Raw genomic sequence first — 9,314 nt, forward strand, 5'->3', positions numbered from 1 at the left:
AACAGCATTCAAATGGAAATAACAAATGAAGTAAAGCAACGTATTGTGGCAGCGATAGCCGCCGACCGTGAAAATTATCCCAGTGACAACCGCCATGCTACGGCACTGGGCATAGCCCCCAGCGTGTACAATGCCATCAAGCGGGGCAATTATGAAAAGCAGGTCAGTGATGCCAACTGGGTAGGCATAGCCCGAAGACTGGGCGTGCAACTGCGTACAGAAATGCCTTGGCTGGCAGCCCAGACCCCGACCTACGTGTTTGTGAGCAAGCAGCTGGAAGTGTGCCAGGGAAGCGGTTTGAGCGCCATCCTGTGCGATATGCCCAATATCGGCAAGACCTTTACAGCAAAAGCTTATGTGAAGCAACACAAGCACGCCGTATATGTGGACTGCAGCCAGGTGAAGACCAAGTTGAAGCTGATACGCTACATTGCCAAGGAATTCGGTGTGACCAGCAACGGACGCTACAGCGACGTGTATGAGGACTTGGTAGCCTACCTGCGCACGATTGATACTCCCCTGGTTATTCTGGATGAAGCCGGCGACCTGCAGTATGAAGCCTTTTTGGAGCTAAAGGCCTTATGGAATGCCACGGAACGTTGCTGCGGCTGGTATATGATGGGGGCTGACGGACTGAAGGAGAAAATAAACCGCGCCATTGAGGGCAAGAAGGTGGGCTATACCGAAATGTTTAGCCGTTACGGGGACTCCTACAGCAAGGTGACCCCGGATGATGCACAGGAACGAGAAAAGTTCCTGAAAGCACAGGCTGCCATCGTGGCCAAAATCAATGCCCCGGACGGGGCTGACATAGCCAAGATTGTTCACAGCACCGGAGGCGGCTTGAGGCGAGTTTATACCGAAATCGAAAAATTAAGGAGGGTGCAGGCATGATAAGCAAGATAGAAATGCAAGCGATGGATGCTGTTATCGGTATCCATCGCGAGATGAGAAAAGCGAATGAGATAGACTGGGAACAGCGCAGATATGAAGTTGCGAAAAATGCACTTCCTGCTATCATGAATAAAGCGCCAGTTCATTTCACCAAAGAAGATATTATTCAATGTGCTGTGGATTTTGCCGATACTCTTATTGAAGAATTGAAAGGAGGTAGCCGTGAAACTGAAGAGAGCCTACAGCCCCGGTGAGGTGCTGAACATGAAGATTCCCCGGTTCGAGTTTTCCGGGGACTGGCAAACCTCGATAGGCAACCCGGCCAAGAGCGGCGTGTGGATTATTTGGGGAGCCAGCGGAAACGGTAAGAGCAGCTTTGTGATGCAGCTGGCCAAGTACCTGTGTAGCTTCGGACGCGTAATTTATGACAGTTTGGAAGAAAGTACCGGTTTGTCGTTCCAGATGAGCCTGAAACGGCACAAGATGGGTGAAGTGAAAAAGAAGCTGATTATCCTTGACCGGGAACCGATGGAGCAATTGGAGGAACGGTTACGGCGCAGAGGCAGTCCCGGAATCGTGATTATCGACAGCTTCCAATACAGCGGCTTGAACTACAAAACCTACAAGGAGTTCAAGGAACGTCATCCCAAGAAACTGTTTATCTTCATCAGCCATGCCGAGGGGCTTCATCCGGCAGGTAGAAGCGCCCGCAAGGTGGAATATGATGCCGATGTGAAAATCATGGTAAGCTGTTTCAAAGCCTGGTGCAAAAGCCGCTTTATGGAGCGGCCCGGTGAGCCCTACGTGATATGGGAAGAAGGTGCTGCCAAAACATTGAAGGACGATAATATGGAGGATTATTTGAATGATGGAATGGGAGAATAAGCTGTACCAGATACTCCTGAAAGAACAGGAAGCGGAGGCCGTGGTGGACGATTGGGTAGAACGTAACATACAAAGCGACCTCCGTCTGCGCAGGGCCAAGACAAAGGGACACGTAGTGATAGAAACCAGGGATGTGATGTTTGCTCGGAATATTCAGGTATGGCATCCGTCCTGCCAAATAAACATTAAAGATTTGAAGTGATGGAAAAGAAAGAAGAAAAGAAAGTGTGCTGCATCTGCGGCAAAGAGTATGAGGGCTACGGATACAATCCGTTCCCGGTGAAAGAAGAAGGCTGCTGCTGCCAATCGTGCAACTACAGTGTGGTGGTTCCGAAACGGTGGGAACGACACAAGGCTTTTCAACGTGGTGAAGCGACCGGTGCCGGAAAAGTGTACATCAGCGGAGCCATCGCGCACTATGATATGAATGAGCGCAAGGAAGCCTTCAGCCGTGCCGAGGAGAAACTGATGGCACAAGGCTATGATCCTGTAAACCCTTTCAAGAACGGATTGCCAGATGAAGCCCATTGGAGAGCCCACATGCGGGCCGACATTGCCTTGTTGCTGACTTGTGACTATATCTATATGCTGAAGGACTGGGAACTGAGCAAGGGAGCTAAACTGGAACTTGACGTGGCCAGTTCGTGTGGCATTAAAGTATTGTTTGAATAACCTTTAAATTGTAGAATTATGAATGATATTGAAAAAGTTTTCCGTGGACTGGGTAGAACCAAGAAAGTTGAGTTTGTCTCTGAAAATATTGAATACGCATCCGCACACGCTGTTGCGGAGTATGTAAAAGGCTATCTGTTTGATGTGCTAAATGACCTTGGCGATGATGATTATGTGGCAACGTATTTAAAAGACAAGGGATATGAAGTAACGAAGAAAGAAAACAATAAATGATAAATTGAATTATGGCAAAAGAAATTACGGTACTTGTAAAGTTTAGAGGAACAGTTCCTGAAGATGTAAGCATTGCTGACATAGAGGAACAAATAGATTGCAGCCTTGAAAACAGCCTTCGTTTGAATTTCTCGGATTCCAAAGAAGAAGATGATGATTTGAGAGAACCGTGGATAGAGCGTGAGGATATGTATATTACGGAAAAGGGATTTCGATTATTAATTGGCTAATACAATCAAGATGGCACAGGAAGTAACCAATTTCGCCCGGTTCTACGCATTGTTCAACAAGCTGCCCTGTACAGGAGACCGGGAAGGGCTAAAGAAGCAAATCGTTCTGCAGTACACGTGGGATCGTACGGAAAGCCTCCGTGAAATGACTTCCAAGGAATATGAAGCCTGCTGCTGTGCCTTGGAGAAACTGACCGGGCAGGATGAATGGCGGCAGAAACTTCGCGAGGAACTGCGACGGAAACGCAGCGTATGTCTGAAACTGATGCAACAGTTGGGTATAGACACCACCGACTGGAACCGGGTGAACGAATTCTGCAACAACCCCCGGATAGCCGGCAAGCCCTTTGTTCAGATTAGTACAGCAGAACTGGAACAACTGGCCATCAAGCTTCGGGCTATCCAACGAAAAGGAGGTTTAACCGATAAATAAGACAAATATGGATAAAAAAGCACATGAAGCGCTTGAGCGCATAAGAAAAGACGTGACCCTTACGACATCCGATCTGGAGAACCAGGATGCAGCGGAGTTTTTCAGCGAACTGGCCGACTGGGCGTATGCCAATGGGGAAGCCATGCTGATAGATGATGAACCTGAAAAGCAGGATGGTGAGGAAGAATAAAAAACAAGTGATAAACATTCAAAATGATTTAAACATGGAAAAGAACAACCAAAGTGTGGACATCAAGTCCCTGAGTAAAGAACAGCGAGCAGCCCTTATGGCCCAGCTGCAGCAAGAAGAGAAAGAAGACCGCATTGCCCGTCGTGAAACTTACGAGGCATTACGCGGTGAGTTTATGCAAGACGTGAAGTCGAAAGTTACCTCACTGGTTGAGGATGTCAAAGGCTTTCGCGGATGGCTGGAAAAAGAAGCCGATGCCTTTACCAAGGTGATGAAGGAATACGGTCAGGTGAAAAGCGACGAACAGCGTAGCTACACCATTACGGACGGTGACTTCCGTCTGGAGGTGAAAAGCAACAAGGTGAAAGGCTTCGATGAACGAGCCGACATGGCAGCCGACCGTCTGATTGACTATTTGAAGCGCTACATGCAGAACAGCGAGAAAGGTTCTGATGATCCGATGTATCAGATGGCCATGACCCTGCTGGAGCGCAACAAGATGGGCGACCTGGACTACAAGAGCATTTCAAAGCTTTACGAACTGGAAGACAAGTTCGATGAAGAGTACGCAGACATCATGCGCCTGTTCAAGGAAGCCAATGTGGTGCAGCGCAATGCCACCAACTACTACTTCAGCCGTCGCAACCCTGAAAACGGCGTATGGACTCGCATTGAACCCAGTTTCTGCCGTTTGTAGCCGAAACCCGTTAACCCTGTAAACAGAAAGCGCTGCAGTTGTTATAATTGCGGCGCTTTTGTTCTTAAAATAGATGGAAATCAGTTATTTTTGTAAGAGAAATAAAATGTATGGGCAAAGGACGGGATAAAGAACTGATCAAGCGGCGTGACGAGGCACTGTGCCGCCGTTACTACTATTGGACAGAAATACAGCGGTTGCGGTTCGACGATGCTTTAAAAGTGTTGTCGGAGCGCGAATTCTTTATATCCGAGGAACGTATCATGACCATCATCCGCCGGAAATCACGTGAGGGAACAGACTACAATCTGAAGCCTGTTCCCAAGGTGAAAGCCCCCCGTCTGACTGCCGCCCAGCTGGAGCTATTCCCCGTAAGATGACGGCATGGCCGATTCATCGTGCAGTGTGAATGAGAACGTCATTTCATAGACCTTGATGTAATGCGGCATGGCATACGAACGGCTTTTCTCGCGTACCAGCGGCGAAGCGTTGTCCGTGCATTGCAGACACTGCAGCGACTTGTATAATTTCTTGGCCAGCTGCTGCCTTTCCCTCACCTTGTCATACGTGCCGGATGCGTAGCTTGTATCGTCGTAACAATCGATGGCCAGCCGGACGGTCAGTGCGGATTCGCTTTTCTGTGCCCCGTATCCGAGGTCGTGCCAGTCGGAGTTTGTATTTCCAATCAATACGCAGGGGAAAGTAACCGGGTACTGGTCCTCTTCTGCCCCCATTTCCAATTGTCCGTAGTCCTCGTCGATGAGAGAGAGTTCCGGCATTTCCTGTGCAATCTGTTCCATGATTGCGATAAAAATTTCGTCCATATCGTTATTGGTTTAAAATGTTGGTAATTTCCTGGTCCACCTTTTCCCGGATACGCCGGTTCAATTCTTCGCTTTCGCCCATGAACTGGCGCTGCGGGATGCGGATGTGCAGTTTCTTTTTTTGGGTAAGCGCCATGTTCCTCCAGAACTGTGCCTGCGGATTCAGTTCCTTCGGCTTGGAACGTTGTTTGACGCGTTTCTTTTGCCCTGTGCCGGCTTTTTTCCTTTTTCCCGAAGCCTTGTAGAACTTGGCCCATGCAAAGCGCCTCATGCGGTCTGTGACGGTGACATCGATTTCCCCGCCCCAGTTGTTGATGGGTGCATAGACCACCTCGTTGAATACCCTTACCCGGTAGTCTGCAGGTGTATATCCGATTGATTTGAACAGATGCTTCCTGCCGGAGAGCAGCGTGCCGTAGTTGCTGGCGGCATCGGAACCTCCCGAGGACAGCCGTTTGGCTTTGGGCCAAGGGTGAAGACCGCCATTGACAAATCCACCCTGCCGGAAGTTGTCCTGAAAATGGTCTTTGGCCATTCGTCCTACCATGACCGGCATTTTGCGTCGCATCATGCTATCCAGTCTGTCACGTTTCCGCTTTATCAGTTCTGCAAAATCTTTTATGTCCATAATCATCAGTAATTCAAGAATAATTTATAACTTTGCAACCAAGGCTTTCAATATGCCTTTTATGCGTTATGAATATACCGGAACAAGTAAAGAACGAGGCCCGTACGCTTATTGAGCAATACGGTGACACCTTCGAATACCTTGGTATTTATGAAGGCCAGGAAGCCTATGTGTTCAAGTTTCCGGAAGACTCCTGTACCGGTTATCCTTTCGTCTATCTGTATGACGGTAAAGACGCGACCGAAATAACCGGTCCGTTATCCCTTGACGTTATCGATTCATGTATCGAAAATATCGAGGAAGGAGACATCGAATAATTTATTGTCAATTCTCAGGACTCCCCTGCAGCTGTGGGAAGTCGCAGCTCCTATTTCACATAAATATTTCACATCTTTCCATTCCATCCCGGAACCGGCAGAATTGTCGCTTTGGGGTTCTATGTACCTTAGTTCGCCGTCTGCGAACCGTTGCAGGATTGTAGCATGCCCGCCCCCGCTTTTCCAGCCGATGCACAATTCATACACGCCTTCTTCCTTACATACCTCATTGAAATACTCCATGTACCTTTTAGGGGTCATTTTCAGGTATCCTTTGTGCGCAAGCCAGCTGTTTATACTTATATGTTGCGCCGGAGTACCGTCGGTGTTTTTCCAGACTTCAAAAGCACGTCCATTACTCAGGTATTCAAGTTTAGACCCTGCGACATTGCCTTTGGCGGTAATATCCCATCCACGTAATCGTAAAGCGTATGCCGGTGCGCAAGTCTGGCAGTTGATACTGTATGGAGTATCCCGTTTTTTATTGTAATCGCTGTTCTTCCGGTATCTGTTTCCCCTTTTATCGCGGTATATTCCTTTGGAATCCAAAATATACTCTTCCACATGTTTGGGATTTGCATTCTGTTTGTCCGCCTTATCCACATCCATAGGTTTCCCTTTTTTGATTTTAAGAGCCTTTTCTATTTCGAGGTTGTTCCGGGCAATGGCCATTTTTTCCTCCCCGGTAAGACTGCCCGGCATTTCCTGAACCATTTCATCAATACGCGCCATAAGTTTATCCACCGCTTTTTTGGCACCCTTGTGGGCTTCCGCCTGATATGGATGATTGTCTGAAAACAGTTTACCGTCTTTCCCCGGGTTGTTATCCAGTCCGGGCTGGGGCTTGTTCTTGTCGTCTTCGTCCTCCGGAAGCGATGTAGGTTCTTCATCGGTGGCCGTGAGGTCGCACTTGCAGTTCCAACGGTCGCCCGGTCGGTGGATGTTCCAGAACGTGTCATCAATCGGCCGGATGGTATTCCAGAACGGGCGGTGGTCAGCCCCCGGATGAATGGAGGTGGACGGTAGCCATTTGAGGTTGGGCAGAATATCGCGTTCGCGCAGGAACTGTTGCCAGTCAGCCGCCTGATGCGCCCGGATGACCGCCGTATCATACTCCGTCCGCAGCCAGTGACGAACCTGATGGGAAGCAATGGGCAAGACTTCCTGTACCCATTTGTCGAACGGTTTTAAAATGCCGTTTGAATCCAATAAAAGTCGTGCCATGTCATTCTGCATACGATGTACCTTGAATGCCGAGAATACGGCATTGTTCCGGAGTATGGCATTTCTGAAATCCTCGTCCGGAGTAATGGCCTTGGATTTGCTGAACCCTTCCTTTGCCGCCTTGTCCATCTTTGCCCATATTTCATTGAACAGGTTGATTTCGATTTCGGTTGCCGGATGAAAGTCCCTGCTGTATATGTTCAGCAAGGCACGCCGCAGCATCTCTTCGGAGAAGTCAAACTCCATGGAGATGCTGCCATTATCAGCCGCATACAGTCTGTCGACTACCAGTCTAAAGCTGCCCCGTCTGCCGGGGCTTTCACGAAAAAACCTTTGAGCCAGTTCCGGAAGTTTCTTTTCTGTTTCGGTGTCGGTTCATCATCCCGTCCCTTATTCGCTGGCTCCGGCTCCTTCTTCGGGCTTGGAATCTGGTCGGCTTGTTCAGCCGTCTTTTGTTCCGCCTTCAGCTGCTCGTAATTGGCCGGTTTGTCGATACCGAATTCCTCATAGAGATAATCGTCGTCGATGGGGATGTTGAAGTTCTTCTTCAGCTGCGTGAGGATGGATATTTTGGTACCGGCATCCGTTTCTTTCGGTTCCGGAAAGCAGAATGTCCCCCCTTCAGTATTGATGCCCATGCGCAGCAGAATGTCCGTCATGTCGTAATTCAGCACGTTGAGCACGTATTTCCGGTCAGCCTCCAGTACCTTGTCCTCTACTTTCTTATGAACCGTACCCAAAGCCTGTGTGCCTTTTTCGGACGATTCGGTTGTCAGCGTATTGCCCAGTATCAGTTTGGAAATTTCGTTGTTGCACCGTTCGCAGAGGCGTTCATAGACATCGGCAGACCCTGTTTTGTTTCCGGCTTCCGTAAGTTTGAGTTCCGTGTCCTTGGCATGAAAGAACTGCGCCAGACTTCCGGCGTTGGCCGCATCCTCCATGGCCCGCTGGCGGGACTCGTCGTCGTCGGAGTCATAGATATATTCCTGTATGGGCATGCCGAATACCTCGGAGAACTGTGCCCAGTCGCCCGTGGTGTTACGTTTGTAGATGACCCAAGGTGCAGCCTTGGCCAACAGCCCCAAATCGGACGGTGAACCCACAAAAAGCAGGTCGGTATATTCATTCCAGGAATGGCCGGTAATGTCCGTCTGGTGGCGCAGGATGAGTTCCCTGACCGGATCCACATGCTTGCGCGGTACCAGGTCATAATCCACCCACTCCTGCAGCTTGTAGAACTGGCAGAGCGAGAAGCCCCAGAATTTCGCATCAAGGATGTCACCCACCAGCCGGTTGAACCAGGGCGACTGTATCTGTTCGTTGATTTTATCGTCGGGCTTCCCGTCCACCCGGAATTCCATGTTGGAGCACAGCACGGCATTCTTTCGCTTTTCGAGCACACAGGAAAGGTGGGTATCCATCAGAATGTCCTCGTAGAGGTCATAAAGTTTGTAACGTCGTGAGAAATCGACATTCTCGGCTGCCTTGACGGCTGCCATGTAGTCGGAAATGTCCAGCCCGAAGCGTTTGGGCTGTGTGAGCACAATCACATTCGGTCTCTTCTGTCCCGGCAACGTGAAGTTTCCCCCTACGGTGATGATGCCGGCTTTGTTGTTTTTTCTGTTTTTCTTTTTCATGATGCTTGCTTTTTACCAGTGGTTCGTTCGTTTGCGGTTGCTTTGAATGCGGAAATCCGACCTGCCCGCCCTTTGTTCCTCGGGCAGCAGCGGAGCCCCTTCGATTGAAATGTCCTCGTCGGCCACCGCCTTCATCCATTCCACCGCCCGTTCGTAGCGGTCCTTGCGTACCTGGGAAAGTTTCTGCGGGTTGTGGATGCAAAAGATGTGATAGACAGCCATGTCGATGACCATCATCAGCACGAGCTGGTTCCGGTTGTCCCCGGTGGCTGCAAAAATCTTGTTGCAGTCGTAGCGTTTGCTCAAATAACACCGCATTTCGGCAATGGCCCTGTCTTCACATACTTCAATGACCGTTTCGTCCTCTCTAACCAGTGCGTCGAGGATGTCGCGGTGGATGCTTGCATCGTAATCGGTGAGTTCTACAAACTTGCTCATAATTTCTTGAA

General features: G+C 49.4%; 17 protein-coding genes. 12 read left to right on the forward strand and 5 right to left on the reverse strand.

The window, feature by feature from the left end; all coding sequences use genetic code 11:
* Nucleotides 1-12: 12 nt before the first annotated feature.
* The 11 genes from EYA81_RS17265 (at nucleotide 13) to EYA81_RS17315 (ending at nucleotide 4,615) form a co-directional block, all read left to right on the forward strand.
* Nucleotides 13-894, forward strand: a complete 882-nt coding sequence (locus EYA81_RS17265) for an AAA family ATPase (protein ID WP_117741851.1) — start codon at nucleotides 13-15, stop codon at nucleotides 892-894.
* The gene (locus EYA81_RS17270) at nucleotides 891-1,148 is read left to right on the forward strand and encodes a hypothetical protein (protein ID WP_117741852.1); all 258 of its coding nucleotides are present in this window, start codon (nucleotides 891-893) and stop codon (nucleotides 1,146-1,148) included. Before EYA81_RS17265 ends, EYA81_RS17270 begins: the two co-directional genes overlap by 4 nt.
* Nucleotides 1,117-1,779, forward strand: coding sequence for an ATP-binding protein (locus EYA81_RS17275; RefSeq protein ID WP_032558186.1), 663 nt, complete (start codon nucleotides 1,117-1,119; stop codon nucleotides 1,777-1,779). The genes EYA81_RS17270 and EYA81_RS17275 overlap by 32 nt, the downstream gene beginning before the upstream one ends.
* A complete protein-coding gene (locus EYA81_RS17280; RefSeq protein WP_007751522.1) occupies nucleotides 1,760-1,981 on the forward strand; it encodes a hypothetical protein in 222 nt (73 codons plus the stop codon). The genes EYA81_RS17275 and EYA81_RS17280 overlap by 20 nt, the downstream gene beginning before the upstream one ends.
* Nucleotides 1,981-2,451 carry a DUF4406 domain-containing protein gene (locus tag EYA81_RS17285; RefSeq protein WP_131226171.1) on the forward strand — a complete coding sequence of 157 codons (471 nt, stop codon included), beginning with the start codon at nucleotides 1,981-1,983 and terminating at the stop codon, nucleotides 2,449-2,451. The genes EYA81_RS17280 and EYA81_RS17285 overlap by 1 nt, the downstream gene beginning before the upstream one ends.
* Before the next feature lie 18 nt (nucleotides 2,452-2,469).
* A complete protein-coding gene (locus tag EYA81_RS17290) occupies nucleotides 2,470-2,685 on the forward strand; it encodes a hypothetical protein (protein WP_118419653.1) in 216 nt (71 codons plus the stop codon).
* An 11-nt stretch (nucleotides 2,686-2,696) separates the two neighbouring features.
* A complete protein-coding gene (locus tag EYA81_RS17295; protein ID WP_131226173.1) occupies nucleotides 2,697-2,915 on the forward strand; it encodes a hypothetical protein in 219 nt (72 codons plus the stop codon).
* A 10-nt stretch (nucleotides 2,916-2,925) separates the two neighbouring features.
* Nucleotides 2,926-3,348 carry a hypothetical protein gene (locus tag EYA81_RS17300; protein ID WP_057280787.1) on the forward strand — a complete coding sequence of 141 codons (423 nt, stop codon included), beginning with the start codon at nucleotides 2,926-2,928 and terminating at the stop codon, nucleotides 3,346-3,348.
* A gap of 7 nt (nucleotides 3,349-3,355) precedes the next feature.
* Nucleotides 3,356-3,538 (forward strand): hypothetical protein, encoded by a 183-nt coding sequence (locus EYA81_RS17305; RefSeq protein ID WP_117878772.1) that lies wholly within the window; start codon nucleotides 3,356-3,358, stop codon nucleotides 3,536-3,538.
* A 34-nt stretch (nucleotides 3,539-3,572) separates the two neighbouring features.
* Nucleotides 3,573-4,235, forward strand: a complete 663-nt coding sequence (locus EYA81_RS17310) for a DUF3164 family protein (protein ID WP_117878823.1) — start codon at nucleotides 3,573-3,575, stop codon at nucleotides 4,233-4,235.
* 110 nt (nucleotides 4,236-4,345) lie between these two features.
* On the forward strand, nucleotides 4,346-4,615 hold the full coding sequence (locus tag EYA81_RS17315) for a transposase (RefSeq protein ID WP_131226176.1): 270 nt from the start codon (nucleotides 4,346-4,348) through the stop codon (nucleotides 4,613-4,615).
* Here EYA81_RS17315 and EYA81_RS17320 read toward each other — a convergent pair.
* Nucleotides 4,598-5,059: a hypothetical protein gene (locus EYA81_RS17320; RefSeq protein WP_007562523.1), complete on the reverse strand. Its 462-nt coding sequence runs from the start codon at nucleotides 5,057-5,059 to the stop codon at nucleotides 4,598-4,600. The genes EYA81_RS17315 and EYA81_RS17320 overlap by 18 nt on opposite strands.
* 4 nt (nucleotides 5,060-5,063) lie before the next feature.
* Nucleotides 5,064-5,687 carry a hypothetical protein gene (locus EYA81_RS17325; protein WP_207389414.1) on the reverse strand — a complete coding sequence of 208 codons (624 nt, stop codon included), beginning with the start codon at nucleotides 5,685-5,687 and terminating at the stop codon, nucleotides 5,064-5,066.
* Between the two features lie 68 nt (nucleotides 5,688-5,755).
* Here EYA81_RS17325 and EYA81_RS17330 point away from each other — a divergent pair, with 68 nt between their 5' ends.
* Nucleotides 5,756-6,004 carry a hypothetical protein gene (locus tag EYA81_RS17330; RefSeq protein WP_117748475.1) on the forward strand — a complete coding sequence of 83 codons (249 nt, stop codon included), beginning with the start codon at nucleotides 5,756-5,758 and terminating at the stop codon, nucleotides 6,002-6,004.
* Here EYA81_RS17330 and EYA81_RS17335 read toward each other — a convergent pair.
* The 3 genes from EYA81_RS17335 to EYA81_RS17345 are packed head-to-tail and all read right to left on the reverse strand — an operon-like array spanning nucleotide 5,966 to nucleotide 9,303.
* Complete coding sequence (locus EYA81_RS17335) at nucleotides 5,966-7,474, reverse strand: toxin glutamine deamidase domain-containing protein (protein ID WP_131226181.1); 1,509 nt, start codon at nucleotides 7,472-7,474, stop codon at nucleotides 5,966-5,968. The two genes, EYA81_RS17330 and EYA81_RS17335, sit on opposite strands and share 39 nt — an antisense overlap.
* 38 nt (nucleotides 7,475-7,512) lie before the next feature.
* Nucleotides 7,513-8,865 (reverse strand): DUF935 family protein, encoded by a 1,353-nt coding sequence (locus EYA81_RS17340; RefSeq protein WP_131226183.1) that lies wholly within the window; start codon nucleotides 8,863-8,865, stop codon nucleotides 7,513-7,515.
* A 12-nt stretch (nucleotides 8,866-8,877) separates the two neighbouring features.
* Nucleotides 8,878-9,303: a phage protein Gp36 family protein gene (locus tag EYA81_RS17345; RefSeq protein ID WP_117899862.1), complete on the reverse strand. Its 426-nt coding sequence runs from the start codon at nucleotides 9,301-9,303 to the stop codon at nucleotides 8,878-8,880.
* Nucleotides 9,304-9,314 lie beyond the last annotated feature (11 nt).

Origin of the sequence: Bacteroides sp. A1C1, assembly GCF_004328515.1 — a bacterium.
Lineage (GTDB): Bacteria > Bacteroidota > Bacteroidia > Bacteroidales > Bacteroidaceae > Bacteroides > Bacteroides uniformis.

Excerpts from the sequence above, each read along its gene's own strand:
- EYA81_RS17290 (WP_118419653.1), top strand. The coding sequence starts at position 2,470 with ATGAATGATATTGAAAAAGTTTTCCGTGGACTGGGTAGAACCAAGAAA.
- EYA81_RS17325 (WP_207389414.1), bottom strand. The coding sequence starts at position 5,687 with ATGGACATAAAAGATTTTGCAGAACTGATAAAGCGGAAACGTGACAGA.
- EYA81_RS17310 (WP_117878823.1), top strand. The coding sequence starts at position 3,573 with ATGGAAAAGAACAACCAAAGTGTGGACATCAAGTCCCTGAGTAAAGAA.
- EYA81_RS17295 (WP_131226173.1), top strand. The coding sequence starts at position 2,697 with ATGGCAAAAGAAATTACGGTACTTGTAAAGTTTAGAGGAACAGTTCCT.
- EYA81_RS17315 (WP_131226176.1), top strand. The coding sequence starts at position 4,346 with ATGGGCAAAGGACGGGATAAAGAACTGATCAAGCGGCGTGACGAGGCA.
- EYA81_RS17320 (WP_007562523.1), bottom strand. The coding sequence starts at position 5,059 with ATGGACGAAATTTTTATCGCAATCATGGAACAGATTGCACAGGAAATG.
- EYA81_RS17335 (WP_131226181.1), bottom strand. The coding sequence starts at position 7,474 with ATGGAGTTTGACTTCTCCGAAGAGATGCTGCGGCGTGCCTTGCTGAAC.
- EYA81_RS17285 (WP_131226171.1), top strand. The coding sequence starts at position 1,981 with ATGGAAAAGAAAGAAGAAAAGAAAGTGTGCTGCATCTGCGGCAAAGAG.
- EYA81_RS17345 (WP_117899862.1), bottom strand. The coding sequence starts at position 9,303 with ATGAGCAAGTTTGTAGAACTCACCGATTACGATGCAAGCATCCACCGC.
- EYA81_RS17300 (WP_057280787.1), top strand. The coding sequence starts at position 2,926 with ATGGCACAGGAAGTAACCAATTTCGCCCGGTTCTACGCATTGTTCAAC.
- EYA81_RS17280 (WP_007751522.1), top strand. The coding sequence starts at position 1,760 with ATGATGGAATGGGAGAATAAGCTGTACCAGATACTCCTGAAAGAACAG.
- EYA81_RS17305 (WP_117878772.1), top strand. The coding sequence starts at position 3,356 with ATGGATAAAAAAGCACATGAAGCGCTTGAGCGCATAAGAAAAGACGTG.
- EYA81_RS17265 (WP_117741851.1), top strand. The coding sequence starts at position 13 with ATGGAAATAACAAATGAAGTAAAGCAACGTATTGTGGCAGCGATAGCC.
- EYA81_RS17330 (WP_117748475.1), top strand. The coding sequence starts at position 5,756 with ATGAATATACCGGAACAAGTAAAGAACGAGGCCCGTACGCTTATTGAG.
- EYA81_RS17340 (WP_131226183.1), bottom strand. The coding sequence starts at position 8,865 with ATGAAAAAGAAAAACAGAAAAAACAACAAAGCCGGCATCATCACCGTA.
- EYA81_RS17270 (WP_117741852.1), top strand. The coding sequence starts at position 891 with ATGATAAGCAAGATAGAAATGCAAGCGATGGATGCTGTTATCGGTATC.